General features: G+C 39.7%; 25 protein-coding genes. 13 read left to right on the top strand and 12 right to left on the bottom strand.

What is annotated here, in order from left to right:
• Together ESV85_RS07320 and ESV85_RS07325 are read right to left on the bottom strand one after the other, a co-directional pair.
• Positions 1-627, bottom strand: a complete 627-nt coding sequence (locus tag ESV85_RS07320; protein ID WP_146916196.1) for a 7-carboxy-7-deazaguanine synthase QueE — start codon at positions 625-627, stop codon at positions 1-3.
• 180 nt (positions 628-807) lie between these two features.
• Entirely contained in the window at positions 808-2,412 is a 1,605-nt protein-coding gene (locus ESV85_RS07325; RefSeq protein WP_146916197.1) for an amidohydrolase, read from the bottom strand.
• A gap of 173 nt (positions 2,413-2,585) precedes the next feature.
• Here ESV85_RS07325 and leuS point away from each other — a divergent pair, with 173 nt between their 5' ends.
• Genes leuS through ESV85_RS07340 form a run of 3 tightly spaced genes read left to right on the top strand, consistent with a single transcriptional unit; the run spans position 2,586 to position 7,317 of the window.
• Complete coding sequence (gene leuS / locus ESV85_RS07330) at positions 2,586-5,360, top strand: leucine--tRNA ligase (RefSeq protein WP_146916199.1); 2,775 nt, start codon at positions 2,586-2,588, stop codon at positions 5,358-5,360.
• Between the two features lie 47 nt (positions 5,361-5,407).
• A complete protein-coding gene (locus ESV85_RS07335; protein ID WP_146916201.1) occupies positions 5,408-6,478 on the top strand; it encodes a glycosyltransferase family 4 protein in 1,071 nt (356 codons plus the stop codon).
• Complete coding sequence (locus ESV85_RS07340; RefSeq protein WP_146916203.1) at positions 6,478-7,317, top strand: FkbM family methyltransferase; 840 nt, start codon at positions 6,478-6,480, stop codon at positions 7,315-7,317. The genes ESV85_RS07335 and ESV85_RS07340 overlap by 1 nt, the downstream gene beginning before the upstream one ends.
• A gap of 730 nt (positions 7,318-8,047) precedes the next feature.
• On the opposite strand, the gene ESV85_RS07345 is transcribed toward ESV85_RS07340, so the two are convergent.
• Positions 8,048-8,971 carry an AraC family transcriptional regulator gene (locus ESV85_RS07345; protein WP_146916205.1) on the bottom strand — a complete coding sequence of 308 codons (924 nt, stop codon included), beginning with the start codon at positions 8,969-8,971 and terminating at the stop codon, positions 8,048-8,050.
• A 179-nt stretch (positions 8,972-9,150) separates the two neighbouring features.
• Here ESV85_RS07345 and ESV85_RS07350 point away from each other — a divergent pair, with 179 nt between their 5' ends.
• The 5 genes from ESV85_RS07350 (at position 9,151) to ESV85_RS07370 (ending at position 13,054) form a co-directional block, all read left to right on the top strand.
• Positions 9,151-10,677 (top strand): aldehyde dehydrogenase family protein, encoded by a 1,527-nt coding sequence (locus tag ESV85_RS07350; RefSeq protein WP_146916207.1) that lies wholly within the window; start codon positions 9,151-9,153, stop codon positions 10,675-10,677.
• A gap of 78 nt (positions 10,678-10,755) precedes the next feature.
• Positions 10,756-11,154: a DUF779 domain-containing protein gene (locus tag ESV85_RS07355; RefSeq protein ID WP_146916208.1), complete on the top strand. Its 399-nt coding sequence runs from the start codon at positions 10,756-10,758 to the stop codon at positions 11,152-11,154.
• Positions 11,155-11,218: 64 nt separating this feature from the next.
• Positions 11,219-11,563 (top strand): hypothetical protein, encoded by a 345-nt coding sequence (locus ESV85_RS07360; RefSeq protein WP_191321967.1) that lies wholly within the window; start codon positions 11,219-11,221, stop codon positions 11,561-11,563.
• Entirely contained in the window at positions 11,563-12,291 is a 729-nt protein-coding gene (locus ESV85_RS07365) for a VIT1/CCC1 transporter family protein (RefSeq protein ID WP_146916210.1), read from the top strand. The genes ESV85_RS07360 and ESV85_RS07365 overlap by 1 nt, the downstream gene beginning before the upstream one ends.
• Position 12,292: 1 nt before the next feature.
• Positions 12,293-13,054, top strand: a complete 762-nt coding sequence (locus ESV85_RS07370; protein ID WP_146916212.1) for a DUF5995 family protein — start codon at positions 12,293-12,295, stop codon at positions 13,052-13,054.
• A gap of 35 nt (positions 13,055-13,089) precedes the next feature.
• On the opposite strand, the gene ESV85_RS07375 is transcribed toward ESV85_RS07370, so the two are convergent.
• From ESV85_RS07375 to ESV85_RS07385, 3 genes are all read right to left on the bottom strand, one after another.
• On the bottom strand, positions 13,090-13,506 hold the full coding sequence (locus ESV85_RS07375; RefSeq protein WP_146916213.1) for a PIN domain-containing protein: 417 nt from the start codon (positions 13,504-13,506) through the stop codon (positions 13,090-13,092).
• Positions 13,503-13,757, bottom strand: coding sequence for a DUF6364 family protein (locus ESV85_RS07380; RefSeq protein WP_146916215.1), 255 nt, complete (start codon positions 13,755-13,757; stop codon positions 13,503-13,505). Before ESV85_RS07380 ends, ESV85_RS07375 begins: the two co-directional genes overlap by 4 nt.
• A 156-nt stretch (positions 13,758-13,913) precedes the next feature.
• Positions 13,914-15,029 carry a DUF4407 domain-containing protein gene (locus tag ESV85_RS07385; protein ID WP_146916217.1) on the bottom strand — a complete coding sequence of 372 codons (1,116 nt, stop codon included), beginning with the start codon at positions 15,027-15,029 and terminating at the stop codon, positions 13,914-13,916.
• Positions 15,030-15,329: 300 nt separating this feature from the next.
• Between ESV85_RS07385 and ESV85_RS07390 the strand changes: the two genes are divergently transcribed.
• Positions 15,330-15,986, top strand: a complete 657-nt coding sequence (locus ESV85_RS07390; RefSeq protein ID WP_146916219.1) for a GDSL-type esterase/lipase family protein — start codon at positions 15,330-15,332, stop codon at positions 15,984-15,986.
• 10 nt (positions 15,987-15,996) lie between these two features.
• Here the strand turns inward: ESV85_RS07390 and ESV85_RS07395 are convergent, their stop codons facing one another.
• The gene (locus ESV85_RS07395) at positions 15,997-16,587 is read right to left on the bottom strand and encodes an outer membrane beta-barrel protein (protein ID WP_146916220.1); all 591 of its coding nucleotides are present in this window, start codon (positions 16,585-16,587) and stop codon (positions 15,997-15,999) included.
• Positions 16,588-16,783: 196 nt separating this feature from the next.
• Here ESV85_RS07395 and msrA point away from each other — a divergent pair, with 196 nt between their 5' ends.
• Complete coding sequence (gene msrA / locus ESV85_RS07400) at positions 16,784-17,884, top strand: peptide-methionine (S)-S-oxide reductase MsrA (protein ID WP_146916222.1); 1,101 nt, start codon at positions 16,784-16,786, stop codon at positions 17,882-17,884.
• Positions 17,885-18,015: 131 nt separating this feature from the next.
• Positions 18,016-18,423, top strand: coding sequence for a hypothetical protein (locus tag ESV85_RS07405; RefSeq protein ID WP_146916224.1), 408 nt, complete (start codon positions 18,016-18,018; stop codon positions 18,421-18,423).
• Here the strand turns inward: ESV85_RS07405 and ESV85_RS07410 are convergent, their stop codons facing one another.
• Complete coding sequence (locus ESV85_RS07410) at positions 18,424-18,855, bottom strand: Dabb family protein (protein WP_146916226.1); 432 nt, start codon at positions 18,853-18,855, stop codon at positions 18,424-18,426.
• Positions 18,856-19,015: 160 nt separating this feature from the next.
• Here ESV85_RS07410 and ESV85_RS07415 point away from each other — a divergent pair, with 160 nt between their 5' ends.
• Both ESV85_RS07415 and ESV85_RS07420 read left to right on the top strand, forming a co-directional pair.
• Positions 19,016-20,194 (top strand): hypothetical protein, encoded by a 1,179-nt coding sequence (locus tag ESV85_RS07415; protein ID WP_146916227.1) that lies wholly within the window; start codon positions 19,016-19,018, stop codon positions 20,192-20,194.
• A 2-nt stretch (positions 20,195-20,196) separates the two neighbouring features.
• Entirely contained in the window at positions 20,197-21,198 is a 1,002-nt protein-coding gene (locus tag ESV85_RS07420; protein ID WP_146916229.1) for a 2-hydroxyacid dehydrogenase, read from the top strand.
• Between the two features lie 91 nt (positions 21,199-21,289).
• Here the strand turns inward: ESV85_RS07420 and ESV85_RS07425 are convergent, their stop codons facing one another.
• The 4 genes from ESV85_RS07425 to ESV85_RS07440 are packed head-to-tail and all read right to left on the bottom strand — an operon-like array spanning position 21,290 to position 23,981.
• Positions 21,290-21,484 (bottom strand): cold-shock protein, encoded by a 195-nt coding sequence (locus ESV85_RS07425; RefSeq protein WP_086501652.1) that lies wholly within the window; start codon positions 21,482-21,484, stop codon positions 21,290-21,292.
• 2 nt (positions 21,485-21,486) lie between these two features.
• Entirely contained in the window at positions 21,487-21,768 is a 282-nt protein-coding gene (locus tag ESV85_RS07430) for a cold-shock protein (RefSeq protein WP_223275941.1), read from the bottom strand.
• 10 nt (positions 21,769-21,778) lie between these two features.
• Positions 21,779-22,981: a DEAD/DEAH box helicase gene (locus ESV85_RS07435; RefSeq protein WP_146916231.1), complete on the bottom strand. Its 1,203-nt coding sequence runs from the start codon at positions 22,979-22,981 to the stop codon at positions 21,779-21,781.
• A 7-nt stretch (positions 22,982-22,988) separates the two neighbouring features.
• The gene (locus tag ESV85_RS07440; RefSeq protein ID WP_146916233.1) at positions 22,989-23,981 is read right to left on the bottom strand and encodes a fatty acid desaturase family protein; all 993 of its coding nucleotides are present in this window, start codon (positions 23,979-23,981) and stop codon (positions 22,989-22,991) included.
• Between the last annotated feature and the right edge of the window lie 122 nt (positions 23,982-24,103).

The following is a 24,103-nucleotide window of genomic DNA, read 5'->3' on the forward strand; positions in this document are numbered from 1 at the left end:
TTAGGGTATGTCCATAAATTTATGAGTTTGAAGCGATATTTTCCACTTTGGGCTATTTTTTGCAAAATCAATAATGATCGGAGTGAACTTATCAGCCTTGCTCCACTCTGGCTGAAGTCGCAATTCACAGCTTGAATTCACCAGCCTAGCATGCTCTTCAGCAAAGGCAAAATCACTCTGGTGGAAAACCACAACTTTCAGTTCGTCCGCCTCTTTATATATAGAGTCATGTGGTTTTTTGAATTTCTTAGGAGAAAAACAAACCCAGTCAAAGTCGCCTGAAAATGGATGCGCTCCAGAAGTCTCAATATTTGTAGTGAATCCATTGGCTTTCAAAAGTGCTGTCAACGGCCCCAAATCATACATTAAAGGCTCTCCACCTGTGACCACGACTAGTCGACCAGGATAAACCAATGCTTCGTCAACAATCTTTTCGATTGAGTGAACCGGCCACTTGCCCGAATCCCACGATTCTTTGACATCACACCAGACACAACCCACATCACAGCCTCCTAGCCGGATAAAATAAGCGGGATGTCCGGTAAACCTTCCTTCTCCTTGTATAGTATAAAAAGCTTCCATTAAGGGAAGCTCCAATCCTTTTGCTACTAACTCCTTCGTATCCATATTCATCTGAATTTTTGATAAAGCGGGCAATTGAACCGCTGAGTGAATTATGCCGCAAAGGTAAGCATTGGATTGAGAAATTCTAAAATTGAAAAATTGGAAGATTTTTCAACCAATCAAGCGGCATCCCTATTGAGTTCAGCTTTAATTAATCTTTCAATCTTCCAATATTTAAATGTTTCAATTTTGTTTAACCGTTGGATACTTCACTCCTAATTGCTCTAAGTACGTATCAAACTTCGTCTCATCGTAATAAAACTTCTCTAGCTGTGGCCTGAACTGATCCATTATCCCTTTATTTAGAAAAATCGGCGCAACGTCATCTGCACTAAGCATCGGTTTATATTCCGTCTCCTTTGTCTGGACATTTTTGAAATAATCCCAAGCTTCCTCCACCAATTCTGGCTGTAGTAAAAAGTCTAAAATCGTCATCGCTTCAGCTTTAGCCCCAGCAGTAACTCCCTTATGTGCAATCGGAGTTGCCATAGCAATTGCATTGCTCCAGTGGTGACCAGGAAGTCCAGGTATATTAGAAGGAAATCTCAACGTAACCGTAGGAACAACCCAAGACACATCTCCAATATCATCTGATCCGCCAGAAATTGGCGTGGTCACGGGGAGGCCAAGCGTATCCAGCTTCATAGCCAAACCCTCCACTTTACTTGCACTAACTTCAGCTTGAACTGCTTTTGCTAATTCCTGATCAACTTCAGACCATTCTGGCAATCCTACCTTTAAAATATTAGCATACATTTTCTCTGCTATTGTCTTGTTGAAATGGCGAGGCCATGCTGTCCCTAGAATCCTGGAAGTAACTTCTGTATCGGTCATCAAAGCAGCACCTTCAGCCATTTTATTGGCCATGCCATACATTTCCATGATGCCTTCATACGTTACATCTCGTAAGTAATACCAAATTGAAGCTTTGGAAGGCACAACATTTGGCTGGTCACCTCCATCGGTGAAAATAGAATGAGATCGCTTCAAAGGATCCAAGTGCTCACGACGATAATTCCAGCCTACATTCATCAATTCAGCTGCATCCAACGCACTTTTCCCTCTCCATGGCGCTCCTGCTGCATGGGCAGCCTCTCCTGAGAATGTGTATTCAACAGATATCAACCCAGTACCAGATGATTGTCCATAACTAACGCCCAGATTATTTCCAACATGTGTAAAAATACAGATATCAATATCATCGAATAAACCGTCTCGAACGAACCACGCTTTAGAAGCTACCAGTTCCTCAGCGATACCTGGCCAGAGAATAAGCGTTCCTCCTATATTCTCTCGCTCCATGATTTTCTTTACTGCCAATGCAGCTGTAATATTCAAGGGAATTCCAGAATTATGACCTTCCCCATGCCCAGGAGCTCCTTCGACGATTGGCTTATGATAGGCAACCCCAGGATATTGGGAGGCTTTTGGGATATCATCCACATCTGAGCCCAAAGCAATTGTAGGTCCTTCTCCATTTTTCCACGTCGCAAACCATGCCGTTGGAATCCCAGAAACTCCCATTTCTATTTTAAATCCATTTTCCTCTAATATCCCAGTGAGGTATTTTGAAGATTCTACTTCCTGAAATCCCAATTCCGCAAAACTAAAAACCTTATCAACCATGACTTGACTCATTTTAGCATCTGCCTCTACCAATTGCATAACTTCTTGCTTGAGTGCATCGATTTGTTTTTGGGAGATTTTCTTTTGTGCCAAAGAAAAATTGGCTCCCGATAACAGAAGAATTAGCGTGCAAAGCACACTATTTAGAGATTTAAGTTTCATAAGGTTTTATGGTTAGGATCGTTGAAAAATACTAAAAACTCTTATGTTTTCCATTGGAAAATGATCAGCGGCAAAAATAGTATCTGCCGAGGATTTATGAGTTTGGATTCCAAAGCCCGTCAATTTTTCTATTTTTGCAGGCGTTCAGCTAAAAAACTAGAAAAAATTCAATCATGGCGGAGTACACTTTTAAGGAGATCGAGAAAAAATGGCAGGCTTACTGGGAAAAGAATGAGACTTTCCTTGCCAAGGTAAATCCTGATAAACCAAAATTTTATTCTCTTGACATGTTCCCATATCCATCGGGTGCTGGACTTCATGTCGGCCACCCGCTGGGATATATCGCCTCAGATATTGTCAGCAGATTTAAGAAATTGAAAGGATACAACGTCCTTCACCCTATGGGTTACGATAGTTTTGGTCTTCCTGCTGAGCAGTATGCCATTCAAACAGGGCAGCATCCAGCCATTACCACAGAGCAAAACATCACACGATATACAGAGCAGCTGAAAAACATTGGCTTCGCTTTCGACTGGAGTAAGGAAGTGAGAACATCCAATCCAGACTATTACAAATGGACGCAGTGGATATTCATGCAGCTATTCAATAGCTACTATGACCAGGATGCAGACAAAGCGTTATCCATTGATTCTTTAATAGTACGTTTTGAAAAGGAAGGAAATTCTTCCGTAAAGGCTGTTTGTGACGACGAAACAACAAGTTTCACAGCAGAGGAGTGGACTACTTTCTCTGAAAGAGAAAAGCAGGAAATACTCCTTAAATATAGATTGACCTTCCTAGCCGAAACCACCGTCAACTGGTGTGCAGCTCTAGGAACAGTACTATCCAACGACGAAGTCAAAGAAGGCTTTTCAGAAAGAGGCGGACATCCTGTTGAGCGCAAGAAAATGATGCAGTGGTCGATGAGAATCACCGCTTATGCAGATCGTTTATTGAAGGGCTTGGATAAACTCGATTGGTCTGAGCCAATAAAGGAAATGCAGCGAAACTGGATTGGAAAATCCATTGGGGCTGATGTAGTTTTCCAAGTAAAAGATTCTGACCAAACGATCAAAGTCTTCACCACACGTGTTGACACTATATTTGGTGTGACTTATTTGGCTTTGGCGCCAGAAAGTGACTTGGCAGCAGCCTTGATCACCGAAGATCAGCGAGAGAAAGCTGAAGCTTATATTGAAGTAGCTAAAAACCGTTCTGAGCGTGAGCGCATGAGTGATGTCAAAACCATCTCTGGCGCATTCACTGGTTCTTATGCTATTAATCCATTCAATGGAGAAGAAATCCAAGTTTGGGTGGCTGATTACGTATTGGCTGGATATGGCACAGGAGCAGTGATGGCAGTTCCAGCTCATGATGAGAGAGATTACAACTTTGCGAAGCATTTCGATCTTGAGATCAGACAGGTGATCGATGGCTCGATGGAAGAAGGCTCTTTCCCTGGAAAAGGCGGCTTGATTATCAATTCAGGCTTCATTTCCAATCTTTACATGAAAGATGCGATGAACAAAGCCATTGAATTTTTGGAAGAAAAAGGCATAGGAAAAGGTAAAATCCAATACAGAATGCGTGACGCGATTTTCACTCGTCAGCGCTATTGGGGTGAGCCACTTCCTGTTTATTTCAAGGAAGGTTTGCCTAATTTAATAGAAGAAAAAGACTTGCCTTTGGTATTGCCGGAGGTAGATAAATACTTGCCGACAGAAGATGGTGAGCCTCCACTTGCTCGTGCAAAGGATTGGAACTATAAAACGTCGGATGGAGAATTTCCTTTAGAAAGAAGCACAATGCCAGGCTGGGCAGGATCTAGCTGGTATTTCTTCAGATATACCGATCCTAAGAATGAAACTGAGTTTGCCGACAAAGCAAAAACGGATTACTGGGGTTCAGTTGATTTATACATCGGAGGATCTGAACATGCCACAGGCCACCTTTTGTATTCCAGATTCTGGACTAAGTTCCTTTATGATCTTGGAGTAGTGAGCATCGACGAGCCATTCCAAAAGATGATCAACCAAGGCATGATCCAAGGTCGATCAAATTTTGTGTACAGAGTAAAAGGCACAAACAAATTCGTGAGCTACGGATTGAGAGATCAGTATGACACCTTTGCCATGCATGTGGATGTGAATATCGTTTACAATGATCAGTTGAATCTGGAGAAGTTCAAAGCATGGAGACCTGACCTTGCCGATGCCGAATTCATCCTGGAAGATACCAAATACATCTGTGGATCTGAGGTAGAGAAAATGTCCAAGTCCAAATACAACGTAGTAAACCCAGACGATATCATCGAGCGATATGGCGCGGATACATTGAGACTGTATGAGATGTTCTTGGGTCCTTTGGAGCAATTCAAACCTTGGAATACCAATGGAATTGACGGAGTATATAAGTTTTTGAGAAAGCTATGGAACCTGTACCACTCCAACTCTGGGGAACTCCAGATTTCCGATACTGAACCAAGCAAGGAAGAATACAAAGCGCTTCATAAAGCCATCAAAAAGATGGAAGATGACATGACAAATTTCTCGTTCAACACATCTGTTTCCAGCTTTATGATCTGTGTGAATGAACTAAGCGCTTTGAAGTCTAACAAACGTGCGATTTTAGAACCATTGGCACTATTGGTTTCTCCATACGCGCCGCATATCGCTGAAGAGCTTTGGAGTTTACTAGGTCACGAAGGTTCCATTACCGAGTCATCATTCCCAATTTTCGACGAAAGTCATTTGAAGGAAAGTGCATTTGAATATCCTGTGATGATCAATGGGAAAATGAGAGTTAAAATCAATCTTGATCTTTCTCTCAGCAAAGACCAAATCCAAGAAGCAGCTCTTACAGATGAAACAGTCATGAAATGGCTGGAAGGAAAAGCTCCTAAAAAGATCATTATCGTACCTGGAAAGATTGTCAACTTGGTGGTTTAATTAAATTAAACCATTCGGGATATTGAGCTTCGTTTCAATAAAACTAAATGAGCCGTAACAAAATACTATATGTGACACCATCCATGCAGTCATTTGTAAAAAGTGACGTACGGATGTTGTCAAAATATTTCACTGTTCGGGTCATTAACCAGCCTTGGGGTGACAAAAGGCTAGCTCCATTTAACTTCATAGCTCAGTTTTTCGATATGCTATTCAGCATTTTCGGGGCAAAATTCATCCTTGTCAACTTTGGTGGATATTGGGCTTTTTGGGCAACAATCTTAGGAAAGGCTTTCGGTAAAAAAGTATTCATTGTCACGCACGGTACAGATTGCGCAGCTATTCCCGAGATAAATTACGGGAGTCTTAGAATCCCGCTGCTAAAACGAATTTGCAAATTCAGCTATACCAGGGCCGATGCGATATTTCCTGTAAGTGAATCATTGATCGAGACTGAGTTGCTTTTCGACCCGGTTATCACCTCTAGAAAGCAAGGCCTTCTTTTCCATTTCCCAGAGCTAAAAGTTCCGATAGAAACAATCTACAATGGACTGGATGAAAGTCAGTGGACTTTACCTGAAAAGCCAGATCGAATAACAAATAGCTTTTTGGCGGTCATGTCTCCCAGTCAATTTAAGCTTAAAGGAGGAGATTTGATCATAGAGATTGCTAGAGAATACCCAAACTGCAGCTTCTATTTCGCAGGAATTCAAGCAGCAGAAATAAATCAAAAATCATCCGCTAACGTGCATTTTTTAGGATTTCTATCTCCAGAAGAACTGCTTGAATGGTACCAAAAAAGTGAATTCTACTTCCAGCTTTCAAGTTTTGAAGGATTCGGCTGTGCCTTATGCGAAGCTATGCTTTGCGGAGCTATACCCATTGGCTCAAACTCCAATCATATTCCGAAGATTGTGGGGAAATCAGGATTTATCATTCCTCAGAAATCCTTGAAAGCCGCTATTCCTATCGTGGATAAAGCCCTCAGTAGTGTCAATAAAGATTTACTTTCCATAAATTCACGACTTCAAGTTCAAGCCAATTATTCTATAGCGCTTCGAGAGCAAAAATTAATTGCGGCTCTAGAACGATTTACAGGCAAGTCTTATACTAACTAATGGAACACTTCTTAAGTAAAATTTCAAGGAATTTATATGTGATTCCAGGCGGTTTTTTTGTCACCAAATTGTTTAGAAAATTCTTCGAAGGCTCTTCTCAGCCTGAAAACTGGAGGAATTTCGAATTCCGAGGCGTTGCGATGAAGGTTGATATTGCCAAGCAAATGGGGGCTGCGATCTATTGGCGAGGTGCGCATGACTGGGCTCCTATTTTCGTATTGGAAAAGTTTTTGAAAAAAGGCGACACGTTCATTGACGTGGGTGCAAATCAAGGAGAATACTCCCTTTGGGCAGCTAGAAAAGTCGGAACTCAGGGAAAAGTGGTGGCTTTTGAACCTATGCAGCAGCTTTATGATCAGTTGACTGAAAACATCCGACTCAACGAGGCATTTCATAAGACCATTTCGCCCGTTAAACTAGGGCTCTCTGACAAAAAGGGAGAGGTAATTCTCTACGCAAGCGAGGATTCTAACGAAGGGACAAATACCATTTACAACACTGATAAGTTCAGCATAGAAATAGGTAAAATCCAACTCGACACACTTGACGAGCAGCTAAAAGAATTGAATGTAAATGAAGTAAACTTCCTCAAGATAGATGTGGAAGGAGCAGAACTTCAGGTCCTAAAAGGCGCTATTAACACAATCAAAACACATCGCCCTATACTTTTATTAGAAATCAACAAAGACGCTTGTATCGCGGGCGGCTACCTGCCCGAACATATTTTAGAGATTCTGAAACCATTCAATTATTCTTTCTCTAAAATAGGTCTTAGAGGATCTCTGAGTAAGGTAGACAAGCTGCCCGATTTCTGTAATATTCTAGCTACTCCTCAGTAACTTTTCTAAATAATATATTTAAGGACTTTTGTTTGGTGTTTTATATAATTGTCGTTGGACTCATCCTTGTATACATAGAATATACCTGAGGCTTCTCTTCTGGTAAAACAAGAACCCATCATATAACATAAGTATACCTTTTTAGCCCTCTTCAAAACCCAAAGCACTGACATAAATCATCAACTTATTGATTAAGAGCTGCTTTACATTGAGGAGTTCTTTCGCTTTTAGTAAAAATTCTAGTCGGTAATAGGAAAAAGTTTTAGGGTTTATACAGATTTCAACCTCTAACGTAAAAAAGTCGGTCTTACCCGATAAAAACATTCTTCTAATCAGATCAGTATTTTAATTCTAAAAATAATCGTTTTCGGAATTTTAGAAAGGGTTTTTCCATTTACACCAAATTTTCCATTAAAAAGATATAATTCAGGTATACTAACTCTTTTTAACCGGTTTTTTGTATCTCAACATAAATCTGATCCAAATCAAAGATTTTTTAAACCACATTTTTACATATCCACAAAATGTAAAATAATATAAGCATAAAAAAAGGGAGCTTTTAAAAAAAGCTCCCAAGAGTGGGTCTATCGTCAATCATCTAAAACCAAATATACTTTTGTAATCCTTGCTGTGTATTTGTTTTTTTGATCTTTTAATTTTGATAAACATAATGAAAATGTTTTAAACCGCCCAAAAACAAATAATTATTTTCTACAAAAATTTATAAAAACTAATTCTTTTGGGTCTGAAATACTTTAGGTGTCAATCCAAATTCCTGCTTGAAAGCACGGATAAAGTACGTTATGTTACGAAAGCCAGACATGTAGCAAACTTCCTGAATCTGAAATCCTCCGATATTTAAATATTGTTTTGCAAGTTTCAATCGCTCATGAAGAACAAACTCCATTGGCGTCAAACCCAAATCTTGCTTAAACGTGCGGATAAAATGCGCTTTGCTCATACAGGCTTGAGAAGCTAGGTCTTCCAAAGAAATTATTTCTCTAATATTCTTCTTGATGTATTCTATCACATGCGCCATTCTGTTTCCAGCAGCCAGTTCCTTATAACTTTTCTCCATCATATCCCGAGCCTGTGTTTGACTCAGCCTGATCAAGAGTTCTTTGAGTGCTAAGGAAGCAATCAGGTCTTTTTCCCGGGAACCGTCTTTTACACCAATTCGAATGAAGCGATTAATGATTTCGGAGAGATCCTGAGTATTAATCAAATGAAAATAACTGAGATCAAGTCCCCAGTCTTTTGCTATCATTTTATCCGGAAATTTTTCATTCAAAAGATTGAAAGTCGCTTCTATCATTTCTTTAGAAATAGAAAGAGCGATGCATTGCGTAGGGTTATCTAATTGTGCTTCAGGGAAATCAATTTTCATCACCTCATTAGGCGGAACGATGACCGATTCACCTGGCAAGTATTCAAATCCTGGCCGATTAAATAGATGCATGATCTTTTTGCCCTTCAGCATGGTGGTCAGAACCAGGTCTCCAAAAACCAAATTGACATCATCTGCCTGTTGATGTGTTTCGAAAATATTCAGCTCGCAGTTGTCCAGTGTGTAGGTGGTGCGGTTTTCCACCAGTGTTTTTAGATCCCTGGTATTCCGCCAAGGTACACCTGCTATAAAATTATTTTGGGTCATGCCATTAAAATACTAATAATTAAACGCTTCCTGAAATTGGATAGTCTTTTCCAAACTCAATTAAATCTAATTAACCTCTATCCATATGTATCAACTCAGGTGGATAGGATGTTGTTCCAGTGTAATTTTTCAAAACGGTAAATAAGGAGATTTGAACATAACCAAAATAACCGTCCAGTATGACAACATTAACATTATCTCAAGCTAAGCCTGTGGATCGCCCATCCGTCAAGGCCAAATACGATCATTTCATTGGTGGAAAATGGGTAGCACCTAGTTCAGGTGAATATTTTGACAACATCTCTCCCATTGATGGAAAGCCATTTACAAAAGCCGCCAGAGGAAATAAGGAAGACGTAGACAAAGCAATTGATGCAGCCCATGAGGCTTTTAAAACCTGGTCTAAAACTTCTGCAGCAGAACGAAGCCGAGTGCTAAATAAGATTGCCGATATCATGGAAGAAAACCTTGAAATGTTGGCAAGGCTGGAAACAGTAGATAACGGTAAAGCACTCAGAGAAACAAGAGCAGCAGATTTACCACTTTGCATAGATCACTTCAGGTATTTTGCCGGAGTGATCCGAGCTGATGAAAGCACGATTTCTGAGCATGACGAGAACACAGTAAGTATAGCTTTGCATGAACCACTCGGCGTAGTCGCTCAAATTATCCCTTGGAATTTCCCTTTGCTGATGGCCACCTGGAAAATAGCTCCTGCTTTGGCAGCCGGATGCTGTACCGTGGTAAAACCCGCCGAGCAAACTCCTACCAGCATCATGGTACTTATGGAGCTTATTGCAGATGTAGTTCCTCCTGGAGTTCTTAACGTGGTCACTGGATTCGGAGTAGAAGCGGGGAAACCATTGGCTTCCTCCAATAGAGTTTCCAAAGTTTCATTTACAGGAGAAACTACTACCGGTCGTCTGATTATGCAGTATGCTTCAGAAAACCTTATTCCTGTCACCATGGAATTGGGAGGAAAATCACCAAATATTTTTATGAAATCTGTGGCAGATGCAGACGATGAATTCTTCGACAAAGCGGTGGAAGGAGCCGTGATGTTTGCATTGAATCAAGGCGAGGTTTGTACTTGTCCTTCTAGAATCCTTGTACATGAAGACATCTACGACGTGTTTATGAAGCATGTCATTGAAAGAACCAAAGCCATTAAAATGGGCCACCCATTAGCTGAAGACACCATGATGGGAGCCCAGGCTTCTAATGACCAATACGAAAAAATTCTTTCCTATTTGGACATTGGAAAGCAAGAAGGAGCAGTTACTCTTTGCGGCGGCGAAAGCGCTGGATTGAATTCAGGTCTGGAAACTGGTTATTACATTAAGCCTACCATTTTCAAAGGCCATAATAAAATGCGCGTATTCCAAGAAGAGATCTTTGGTCCAGTCGCTTGTGTGACCACGTTTAAGACCACTGAGGAAGCCATAGCGATCGCTAACGACACCATGTATGGTCTTGGCGCAGGACTTTGGTCACGAGACGCTCACGAGCTTTATCAAGTACCACGTGCTATACAAGCTGGTCGCGTTTGGGTAAACTGTTACCACACTTATCCGGCACATGCACCTTTTGGCGGATACAAAAAATCTGGTTTTGGTAGAGAAAACCACCTGATGATGCTCGATCATTATCGTCAAACCAAAAATATGCTTATCTCTTATGATAAGAACAAACAAGGATTCTTTTAAATCGTCAATTTCTAAGATCAGTAAGGGCAGGGGATATTTCTCCTGCCTTTCTTTCATTTTATATAAACCCAAATAATCATGGAGCCAATCAAAAGAGTATTGATAACTGATGAAGCAAAAGAAGTAATTGACACACTTCGAGAACGCTTTGGATCTGATCTTATGTTCCATCAAAGCGGCGGATGCTGCGACGGATCTTCTCCTATGTGTTTTGAAAAAGGAGAGTTCAAAGTAGGAAGTCAGGACATTTGGCTAGGTGAGGTTTACTGCTGTGATTTTTTCATGAGTGCGGATCAATTTGAGTATTGGAAGCACACCCAATTGACACTGGATATTACACCTGGAAGAGGAAGTAGCTTTTCTATCGAAATCCCTATGGGAATTCGATTTATGATTCGTTCCAAATTATTCACTTCGGAAGATTTAGAAAACCTCAGCCCGGTAACGACAGGAGAAGAAAAGCTAAGCGAGGGCTAATCCCGGAATCTACGTCCCGATCCCGTTGTATTTTTCATTATCTTCAAAAGTGAAATCACTTGCTATGAAGAAATTAATCATTGTTTTGGGAGCTATCGCGCTGCTTTACTTTTCCGCTACGCTTATTTTCCCTCCCTATATTGAATCTCAAAGAAACCCAATCAAATCAGCTCCACCCTATTCTGTATCTTCTGAGGCCCAAGCGATGTATAATCGGCTGGATTTCATCTCAGACTTACATTTTGACGCCTTGATTTGGGGAAGAGACTTGACCAAACGGGAAAGCCGAGGCCAGGTAGATTTTCAGAGGATGCGCGAAGCTAATGTTGCATTGGAGATATTTACAATAGTCTCAAAATCTCCAGCAGATGAGAATGTAAAAAGATTTTTCCTCCAAAACCTTAACTAATGAACGAAGCACATATTCACCAAGAAATTAAATACTTTCAAAAACTCCAAGAATACCTTCGAGAATTTGTTTACGGAGGAATTGACGGCGCCGTCACCACATTTGCTGTGGTCGCCGGTGGATTCGGAGCAGATCTGGATCCGGGAATTATTATAATCCTGGGCTTTGCCAATTTGCTTGCTGATGGCTTCTCCATGTCTGTAGGAGCATATCTATCCGCTAAAAGTGATAAGGAAAATTACAAGAAACACGAATCACTTGAATACTGGGAGATAGAACATCTTCCTGAAATAGAACGAGAAGAGATCACGGATATTTATAGGGCAAAGGGATTTAAGGGTGACTTATTGGAAAAAGTTGTAGATCAAATTACTTCTGATAAAGACCTATGGGTAGCTGAAATGATGAAGGACGAATTAAACCTAATGGAGGAAACCAAAAGTCCCTTTAAGATTGGTGTCGCTACTTTTGTGTCTTTTCTTATTGTCGGATTTATTCCACTTCTAGTTTATCTCTGGACATTTTTCTACCCGTCCACAATTAATATTTTCTTCTGGACTAGTGTCCTGACAGGGCTGGCATTTGTAGTAATCGGAGCTTTGAAATCCTTAGTGAATCAAACATCGCCAATTAAAAGCATAGCAGAAACAGTTGCATTAGGGCTTTTAGCCGCAGTTGTAGCTTATTATGTAGGTGACATCCTTGAAAACTTTTTTATAAAACAATGATATGAAAACCATAGATGACGTACTGGTTCGAATGGATCAAATCGTAGCTGAATGCAAAAGCAATCAATCACGCATTGGCTATTTTGCCATTCTTTACAGACAGGTTACTCGAAGAATCCGAGATGGAATCCTTGTCCGGGAATTTGAAGACAATCCAAGGATGGAAAAGCTTGATATACTTTTTGCAGGCAGATTCATTAATGCGTATGATTCATGGGTAATTGGTAATAAACCTACAGAAAGCTGGTTGATAGCATTTGAAGCAAGTAAGGTAAGTAAGCATCTAGTTCTTCAGCATTTGTTTTTGGGTATTAACGCACATATCAATCTAGACCTTGGCATTTCAGCTGCAGACACCGTGGGAACTGAGCCTATTTCAGGTATTCAGAATGATTTCAATAAAATCAATACAGTTCTAGCCGAATTAGTAGATGGAGTCAAAGTCAATATCAGCAAAGTCTCTCCGATTTTTGGCTGGCTAATACCATTGGCCAAAGGCCGGGATGAAATGCTTCTCAACTTCTCTATTCAGCTTGCCCGAGATGGTGCATGGAAATACGCCGGAGAATACTATGCATGTCCAGATCGTGCTGTTTCGATAGAAGAACGTGATGTCAATATCTCCAAACTGGCAAACAAGCTTATCAACCCCGGGAAATTCTTGCTATTTATAATAAAAATGGTCGGCTTCGCAGAATGGAAATCCGTTAGCCGCACGATGGAGCAACTGGATGAGGTGGTGAAAGAAGCACAAACACTTTAAAGAAAAAACAGCGAATCTATTCTTTCAGAAAGCACTCAATAAATGTATTTTCTGAGAAAATATTCACAGCCCAGCACAGGGATTTTAGAATAATAAAAACCATCCGAATCTTCTGTCACGATCACTTCACAATCGCTTCCTAAAGCAGAATAATACTCCAAGCCATCTTCAAAATCCTGAACTTGACTATTGGACAAAGCTTGATCAGTGATAATTTGATCTACCGTAGTCATAGCAATCTTTTTGGACAGCATTTCTATCTTCAACTTTGCCATATCGGCACCACTTTTCTTTTCTGAAAAGTAAAATGCTATCGCCAGACAAATCGGAGAACTGAATAGCTGCACCCCAGTTCGATCCGCCAAACTCAGTACTCGAGATGAAATAGGAAATAAGGGATATTCCTTGTTTAAAACCGAAATCAAAACATTCGCGTCAAGAAAAATCCTCATTTCTTGGAAGAGAAAAACTCATCTTTCAACTCTTTTCTATTTTTCGATTTCCGGTATTCGACCCTTCCTTCAGCAACAAAATCCACCCAATCAGATATTGGAAGTTCTTCGAGTGATTTGTAATCCTTTGAAGTAATCTGAGTATAAAGATATTCTGTCAGCCTAGAAAGACTGATGTTATTTTCCTCAGCAAAGGACTTTGCCCGATCGATTACGTCTTTGTTAAATGACAATGTGACTTTGGTATCCATGATATAGATATTTAACTACACGTAAATATAAATAATTCTATACGTACAGCATATTTCTCTTTTCTTTTTTATTCACAAAGCTATCGCACCGTTACAAAATGGATCGCAAGAATAGAATTCCGATTCTAAAGATTCAGACACTAACCTCTCTAACTATCAACCCCTAAACCTTTCTTCTATTTCTGAAATCTCCGATTCAGTTTGAGCTTTGTTTTTTCGATTGGTTTTTTCCTTCTGTAGATCCGTAGCATAGAAATGAGTGTCTTGAAAGTATCCAACTCTAGCTTCTGATTCGCCTTTGGCAAAAGTCCATTTTTCACCTTTGAAAAGCCTAACCTTGTCTTCATGTAGTTCTAGATACTCATCATAAGGCCCACGTGGAGATATCAACTTCACGAAAATTGGAGCAGTTTCAATCGCGATAAAAAGCAGCATGATAAATACATTGGCCATAGCCATCGCCGAGCTCTCTTTAGTTAAAGCATCAAGTACTTCCATCCTTGCCGCCAACCCATCGAAACCTTCAATCCCTGGTTGTTGCTTTTCAAATTCCAGTTGACGTAAGGCAATAAATTCACGAATCTGAGCTTCAAGCGTATCGATTCTAACTTGGTTTCTCAATCTCAACTCATCCAACGTCACTTGAGCCGCATCGAGCTGCTGTTCTTTCTTCTTGGCATTTGTTCCTAAACCGACTACCCCACTCGTGCCTGCTGTTTTCTCTCCAAAACGCTCCGCATCATACTCCAACTGTACTTTGTTTCGAAACTCTTCGCTGGTCGCAACCTCAGATTTTAACGTATCAATTTTAGCCTCCAACTCTTGAATCTCTGGAAACCCCTTAGCCAAATTGAGCTTAGATTCTGTGATAAATTCAGTCCGCTTTTCATCAATTTTGCGATCAATTTCTCGCTCAAACATTTTCAATTCCAAAGGCTTAGAAATTACAAGAGCCAACAAAACTGCAAGCACCAATCTAGGAATAGCTAATTTCCATTCTGCCCAAGCTTTTTCGCGCTTACGCATACTGGAAACAATAAATCGATCTAGGTTGAAGATCATCAAGCCCCAAAGCAATCCAAAAAAGATAGCTGGCCAAATAGACTGAAAGACAGTGAACAACGCATATCCAGCGGCCAAGGCAGCTAAAACACCAGTGAAAAACACCGTTGCTCCGATGCCTATATACTTATTTGATTCCGTGGGTGATCGCTTGAGTAAAGAGAAGTTAGCGCCACTGCAAAACCAGAAAAAACGAGTGAAATTTTTCATGAAAGGAAAAAGGGTTGATCTGAATAGATAACGCTAAAACCTTTCCAAAACTGATTATTTCCATCTTCCCAACATCCAACTGGGACGAATTTTAATAAAAACAGTCCCCTTGCTCAAATTTCAAGGGAAAGATGTGATGAAAGTAGCTTATTGCCTAGTTGCGTACATAGCTCTTAAAATGTCCGAACTGTACGTATTTGAACTTTTACTGATCGAATCTGCTCAGAAATTTTTAGAGAAAATTAATTGGTTCAGAAAAGGAATCTGGCTTTTCAAATGTCCCCTCCTTAAATTCAAGATATGAAAACATACATCTCCTCCGCCCTACTTTTCCTTTTGATAGTTAATCTGCAATTCGCATTTGGTCAAGAAGTCCCTTTTCAACAGGAAGTAAATAAGAGAGCAAAAGAAATCGATGCTGCAGGCTGGGAAAAAGGCAGTGCTGTTTTTACGGGAAGTTCAAGCGTGAGAATGTGGAAGAATCTGCAGGAGCAATTTCCTGATGTAGCCCTGATTAATTCGGCTTTCGGTGGATCTACTGCAGATCAGCTACTGATGCATTTGGATAAAACTGTTTTTCGATTTGAGCCATCAAAAGTATTCATCTACGAAGGTGATAATGACATCAATGATGGGCAGGAAATATCTGAAATCATGAAGAACTTAGATGAACTCACTACAAAAATCCACGCGAAATATCCAAACGCGATCGTGAACCTGATCGCAGCGAAGCCAAGTCCATCTCGCTGGGAGAAGAAAGTTTCTTACTTAGCCCTAAATGACCTGATACGCCAATACGCTACTACTCATGATAAAGTAAATATTGTGAATGTCTGGGATATTATGTTGGATGATACCGGAAAGCCTAGAGCAGATATTTTCATAGAAGACGATCTCCACATGAATGAGAAAGGCTATGAGCTTTGGAAGGAGATATTTACTCCTTTTTTGAAGTAGAAAAACTTTTCTAAAACTGAAATGAAAGCGCTAAAATGACTTGCTCTGATTTGAAGCTATCTTCACGTTTTAGGACACGATCTAAGGTGAGCTTTTGATCATTAAACACTCGCTCGTATCTTAAATCTAAGCCGACGGGGCCTACATTTAGACCTAAGCCAAATTGATAGCCAAAATCAATTTTTTGAGCTGATTCAATTTCTAAAACCTCAGGATACTCTTCATTAAGTGAATAGTGAAACGATGGTCCTCCGACAATACTAAATACTTTAAATAGGTGAAACCCCACCATAACAGGCGCATCCAATCGATTATATTTGACTTGGCCCAATCCAGATTCAAACTTGGAATGTGTATAAAGCATCTCTGGTCGGAGAAAAATATCATAGGATGCCAGTTTGTAAAAAGCTCCAACCTGGTACCCTGTCGATGCTCCTGGATCATCCCATATTGAACCGGCATCCTTGAAATACTTTCCTGAAGTATTGTAATTCATCCCAGCTTTGACCCCAAGCCCTGAACCTTTGCGCTGTGCATTTCCTTCTATTGCAAAAAGAAATACAATTCCAATTGTGAAAATTACTTGGACAAATTTTCTCATATGTTTCAGATTTAATAGAAATCAATGCGACAATCGTAGGAAATGCAAGCTGCAAGACAAACCGAGTTCGGATTCATCTCGTATTTCAACATATTAGAATCTTAAAATAAGTAAAGTCTCAAAACAGAATTACTTAAATTGAGTTTCGTGTTAAATGATTCCTATATCATCCAAAACAAAAAAAGAACCAAAAAAAATGTTTAGCTCAAATAAACTCATGACGCCAATGTTATCTCTCATCGTAGCACTGATGTTTGCCTGCGGTAACACATCGGTTCAAAACCAAGAAGATGCCGCAGATGCAGCAAAACTTGCAGACTATAAAGGCAAAACAGAAGTAGCCACTTTTGCAGGCGGTTGTTTCTGGTGTGTAGAAGCTCCTTTTGAAGGAATAGATGGAGTGATCACTGCTATTTCAGGCTATGCCGGAGGCAAAGAGAAAAACCCTACCTATGGCGAGGTTTCCAGCGGAAATACTTCCCACAGGGAATCAGTTCAAATCACTTTCGATCCAGAGGTGATCAGTTACTCCGAATTAGTAGATATTTTCTGGCAAACATATGATCCAACTGATGTAGGAGGTTCCTTTTACGACAGGGGTTCTCAGTATGAATCAGCCATTTTCTATCATGATGCTGAGCAGAAGAAAGTCGCAGAAGAATCTAAGAAACTACTTGACAAGTCTGGGAAATTCGAAAAGCCAGTTGCTACTCCCTTGATCAAATACACAAACTTTTACCCTGCTGAAGAGTATCATCAGGATTATTACAAGAAGAGCCCGCAGGACTACTATTCTTACAGAAGTGGATCAGGTCGTGATAAATTCATCAAAGCTCACTGGCCTGAGCTGAGCGAGAAAGAATATAATGCTCCGCCAAAGTCTGAATTGAAGAAGACCTTGACTGACCTACAGTATGAAGTAACCCAAGAGGATGCTACAGAAATGTCATTCCAGAATGAATACAATGGCAATCACGAAAAAGGAATTTATGTGGATATCGTATCTGGCGCTCCTCTTTTCAGTTCTAAAGATAAATATGAATCCGGATCAGGATGGCCAAGCTTCACAAAGCCTATTGATGCAAGGGCGTTGGAAAAACCAACAGATGATGATCTTGGAATGCTAAGAGTAGAAGTAAGAAGTAAGTTTGGAAAAAGTCACATCGGCCATGTATTCTATGATGGACCAGAACCAACAAGCTTAAGGTATTGCATGAACTCTGCGGCGATGAAATTTATCCCAAAAGAAGAAATGGAAGCCAAAGGATACGGTGAGTATGTTTGGTTGGTTGATTGATTTTTGAGTAAAAAGGCTACTTTCGGGTAGCCTTTTTTTTGTTTATTTGAAGAGATTATATTTTTATTTTGACAGCTTTTTCAATTAAAAATCATCCCGATTTATATCTTTAAGCCAAACTTACTCTTGATATGAAAAAATTCGCGTGGATTTCCGGTATTGTTATAATCGGAGTTTTGGCTGGGATATTTTGGTATAAATTCTACTTCGTGTTTGGTGAAGGTGTGAAGGCAGGAAGTCTAAATTACTTCGTGAAAAAAGGAGTAATGTTCAAAACCTACGAAGGAAGAGTAGTTCAGGAAGGATTTCAAAGCCCTACAGCGGGCGGATTGCAGAGTAATGAGTTTCGGTTCAGTGTAGTAGACGCCGACGTGGCACAGCGACTAGAAAGAGCGTCTGGCAAGTTTGTCGAGCTTCGCTACAAAGAATATAACGGAATACTTCCATGGAGAGGCACCAGCAACTTTGTAGTCATAGAAGTCCTAACGGTGGATAATACGGGCAAAACTGACGGGTCAGCTTTGCCCTTTGATCAATAATTAGGGTCTAGACCAGTAATCTATTACGGTTACTTTATCCAAATGAGGACCTAATATTGCGCCAAAAGCCTTATGAGCTGGATGAGGCAAATATGCGTCTCTTGCTTCATTGGAATAAAATGTCAGCGTAAATGCGTGCGTCAAACCTTGATTCAATCCTTCAGGACTTGAATTCACTCCATATTCAAATGCTTCAATGCCATCAATTTCGTTCTGAAGATTTCTAAAAGCATCCACTACGGACTGAATATCATCTGGAGTAGCAGTCTCTTTAAAGCTAAAAAAAACATTATGTCTTAGTACTGAATCAGGTTTTGCCGCCATTGTGTCTTCGTGAATTTCTTCAGTAATTTCTTTTTCGATTTGTTTTTCTTCTTTTCCAGCACAGGAAAGTGCTATTACCAAAGGAAGAAAATAGAATAGTTTTTTCATAGGTTATTGATTTTTGGACAATCTAAGGAGATTCAACAAATTATTCTAAATCTATAGAGGATTGTAAGCCCTCACTTCGAATAACTCTGAATCCATAGGCATTTATAAATAATAAAACTATATTTAACGAAATTTTAGTAGATCTACGAAATAAAAATAAATGAAAAACTCTTTTTATTCAACCAGTATATTGTTCTTGATTTTTCTCGGCATTTCCGCTAGCTGCTCCACAAAGAATAGTGATTCCGCGACTCAAGCCGAAGGAGTTTATGAATTAGTCAAAATTGACTCATTTCAAATAGACAATTTTACACGCATAAGTATTCTTGACTACAGCGCAGAGGAAAAGATCTACTTAGGATACTCCATAAATGAAGATGATATTTTAGAAATATCAGAAGATGGCAAAATCCTAAATAGAGCCCATAGAAAAGGTGATGGGCCTGATCTTTATGGAACGTGGAACCCAATTGGTTTGGGCTTTGGGCCAAATGGGCAAAGGATTGTAGAATTACCTTTTCAGGTAATCAGTTACAACAAGAATTACGAAATAAAACAATCGCACAGAATTATGTCGCCCCTACCTATTCGTGCTAACACGCCGCTAGGTAGACCACCTTACTACCAAAAAAATGATACCACTTTTCTCTTGGTGGGACCAAGCAACTACCTCACCGCCACTTATCTTATTCATAATATAGAAGGAAAAGACACGCTTCAGAACTTCTATCAACTGAATTTGCAAACAGGTGCGGTAAAAACGGTAGTCCCTTACGAGTCAAATTCAATCTATAATTCAACAGAAAGTATCTATTCGGAATTAATGGGAAAATCATTTTTCATCGACCATGAAAATAATGAATTAGTGCTTGTTCAGAATTTGGATAATGAAATCTTAATTTATTCATTATCGGATCTATCCTTAAAGAGATCAATACAGATTGCACATTCCGAATTCAAAACTTATTCACCTGTGCCAATCGGCACTCAATTTCCCGACCCTAATGTATTACAGCTAAGTAGGCTTTCGGCAAGAAACCAGAAACTTCTTAATTTCGGGGACAATACCTACCTACTACAGTATTTCACTGGAATATCACAAGCTGAATATGATGGTAGAAATTCAGAAGAGAATCCATACGTGGGACCACTTGACGAGACAGAACAGAGGATAATAATTTTCGAAGGGGAAAAGCAAATCTCGAAGGAACTTCCAGGGATAACTGGAAGCTTAATTTTACCACTACCAGGCAACAAAATACTAGTTCAAGAACGCGAGAATACAGAGATTGAGGAAGAGTTTACTCGCTTTTCCATCTATCAACTTCAATCCAACTAATCATGAGGGTCGCCTTTTTCAGTACCAAATCCTACGATAAAGAGAGTTTTAATAATCGGCTAGAAAACACAAAACACGAGTTCACCTATTTCGAACCAAAACTTGATATCAACACCATAGCGCTTGCAAAAGGTTTTGACGCAATCTGTTCATTCGTAAACGATCATTTAGATATAAAAACCCTCACTAAACTATCTGAAATGGGGGTGAAAAACATCCTGTTAAGATGCGCTGGTTATAATCAAGTTGATTTGAAAAAAGCTAAGGAACTGGGTTTCAAAATTTGTAGAGTTCCTGCATATAGCCCTGAAGCGGTTGCAGAGCATGCCTTAGCACTATTGATGACATTGAGTCGCAAAACCCATAAAGCATATAACCGAGTTCGTGAAAACAATTATTCCTTGGAAGGACTTACCGGGTTTAATATACACGGTAAAAAAGCAGGAATAATAGGTACAGGAGCTATAGGCAAGGCATTTTGTAAAATAATGATTGGAATGGGGTGCAAAGTTGTTGCTTACGATCTCTACGAAAATGAGGAGCTTAAAATTCTCGGTGTCCAATACATTCCTATGGATGAGCTTTTGGCCGAAAGTGATATTATTTCTCTCCACTGTCCACTCACTCCTGACACCTTTCATCTGATCAATCAAAAGACATTGACGCTAATGAAAGATGGCGTAGTCATCATCAATACCAGTAGAGGTGCATTAATAGAAACAAAAGCGGTAATAAAGGCTCTGAAAAGTAAGAAAGTGGGAAATCTCGGGATTGATGTATACGAGCAAGAAGAAGATCTATTTTTCCAGAACAGATCTGAAGAAATACTTCAGGATGAGCAAATTTCCAGACTGATGGCATTTCCAAATGTACTAGTCACCGGGCATCAAGCCTTTCTGACTAATGAGGCTTTGGCTCAAATAGCAGAGACTACTTTAAAAAACCTAGACGAGCTGGACGCAGGTAAGGAATTGACCAATGAAGTACTCTGGAAAGAAGAGTAGCCAAAACCGCTAAAACATGAAAATGCCTGCAAATCATAGATCTGCAGGCATTGAACTTTGTATTTCTTAATTGGGCAAAGCCCGATAGGAATTACTTAGCTACTTTCACGTTCACAGCGTTAACGCCTTTTTTACCTTGAACTACGTCATAAGTAACGTGATCGTTTTCACGGATTTCGTGTACTAGACCTGAGTGGTGTACAAATACATCTTCACTGTTGTCTGCTGGTGTAATAAAACCAAAACCTTTGGTTGTGTTAAAGAATTTTACTGTTCCTTCATTCATGATTACTCGTTTTTAAATTTGGTGTTTCTATTAAATTTTTGTTGTGTATTCTGCGGTCTAGGCAAACTTTGAGGCCTAGGAGCGTTTTCTTTTTTCGGTGGTTCTGGTTCTGGCGGAGTGTCTGAGATGTTACCAAACTCATCCACGTACGCAATCATATTATCCAGATCTCCGCTTTTTGGCTGATCCTTACGAGCTGCCATCTTTTCTTGCTTTTCTCTTTTCTTTCTCTTTTTAAGTTCTGCTTTTTGCTTTTTAATGAATGTGTTCTGGTTTTTTGACATTTCGGCGATTTTAGTTGGCAAATGTTATGGCCGTACCGGTTTTTCCGGCTCGACCTGTCCGGCCTATTCTGTGGATATAACTATCCATAGACATGGGAAGCTGGTAATTGATCACATGGGTCACATCAGCTACGTCTATACCTCTGGCTGCTACATCAGTAGCGACCAGCACTCGAGTCACTCCAGTTTTGAACTCATCAATCGTTCTATTCCGGAAGTTTTGGGACTTATTTCCATGTATCAACCCAGATTTGATTCCGGACTGATTTAATTGCTTGCTTAACTTATCCGCGAGTCTTTTGGTTTCAGTGAAAATAATCACCTTCTCTAAATCATTCCCTCTAAATAAATCGGCAAGTATATCAAATTTATTCTTGCCTTCCGGCACATGAATAACTTCTTGATCTACGTTCTCACTGGTTGTACCACCAGTATTTACTTTAATCTCAACAGGATTACTAAGTAATCCATCAATGAGCGCCTTTTGACCTGGCTCCAATGTCGCAGAGAAAAGCATCGTCTGACTTCTCTTTGTCATCAAATTTACGAGTTTTTTTACATCATGTACAAAACCCATATCCAACATTCGATCAAATTCATCCAACACAAGAGTATTTACTCGGTTGAGATGCAGCAGTTTGCGATTAGAAAGATCCAATAATCTACCTGGAGTTCCTACAATCACATGCAGTTTTCTGCTTAATGCCTTAAAGTCAGAATTGATATTCGTCCCACCAATGAAAGTATTAGAATACAAGTTCATTCCTTTGCTTAGACTTTTAAATTCTTCTTCGATTTGTAAAGCCAACTCACGAGTCGGAGTGACGATCAAAGCAGTAAAATTCTGCGGGTCTAGCTTAGCATGCTCTATAATAGGAATCAAAAAAGCACCAGTCTTACCTGAACCTGTATTTGATATTCCAAGCAAATCTCTTCTATCCATCAAGGAAGGAATAGCCTGCTCTTGGATATTGGTCATGCTTTCATAACCCTTAGCTTCAATGTTTCTCAACAAAGAAGCATTCAGATTAACGCTTGAGAAAGGTGTCTCTGAGCGAAATCCTTCTTGACCACTAGGCTCTGCCTTTTTGATCAATAAATTTGGATCTAACTTCGATTCTTTCTTTTTATTCTGACCTGGCCTTGCCGTAGGACGAGTATTTCGTCTTTGATTGGCTGGAGGTCTAGTAGTTGTATTTCTATTAGTACTCATAAGATAATTAGGCTTTGATTGGCTCCATTTTGGGTTCGTTCCCCAATACATAGAGCATTTTGAAATGGTCCAACACAGCCATTAAAAAATGTGGTTTTGAATAATAAGGCACATTGAATTCTTCCGCTGTTGCCTTTACAATAGGTGCTATATCCTTATAATGCACATGGCAAATATCAGGAAACAAATGATGCTCTACTTGGTAATTTAACCCTCCTACAAACCAAAATAAGACTTTTGATTTAGGAGCAAAATTGCAAGTAGTCGCTAATTGATGAAGTATTCTCTCTCCTTCCACGACACCATTGGCGTCAGCTTTAGGGAAATCAACCACTTCTACGATATGCGCTATCTGGAATACCATCGTAATGATAAAACCTGTCACAAAGTGCATCATTATAAAGGCTAGAATAATCATTCCCGCAGAGAATTGAGAGAAAATAAGGGGCAATCCTAGCACCACAGAGAAATATGCAAGCTTTAGAAAAATCAATTTAATGATCCCCTTTCTGTATGCTTTCTCACCGCCTTTTACAAGGCCTTTGTTATAATATCTCGTGAATCTGATGAAGTCTTTCGCCGTCACCCATGAAATGGTAGAAAGTGAATAGAAGAACCACGCATATAGATGTTGATATTTATGCAAACCGTTTTTCTCAGCATTCGGAGAGAATCTCAAAAAGAAAGGTGCGTTAATATCGTCGTCATGTTCGTCAATATTAGTATAGCTATGATGAAGCACATTGTGTTGAAGGTGCCAAACCATGGAGCTCGCTCCCACCATATCAAGGGTATAACCTATCCAGGTGTTTACTTTCTTATGTTTTGAATAGGATCCATGAATCGCATCATGCATAACTCCCATGCCCACGCCAGCCATTCCAAAAGCTGAGACTAAATAACAAGCAAATAACTGGAATGTGGTGGTTGCCACGCCCGTAATCACTAAAGAAATGGGCACGACATACATGGACACCAGAATAATGGATTTAATAACCATTCCTGTGTTTCCGTACTTCGATTTGTTTGTGGACGTAAAATGTCCATAAACTCGTTTTCTTAATGTTTGGGAGAATTCAGATAATTCTGATTCTGAGAACCTTACTGTCTTAATGGCACTGA

The sequence above is a fragment of the Algoriphagus aquimarinus genome, assembly GCF_007997215.1.
Taxonomy (GTDB): Bacteria; Bacteroidota; Bacteroidia; order Cytophagales; family Cyclobacteriaceae; genus Algoriphagus; species Algoriphagus aquimarinus_A.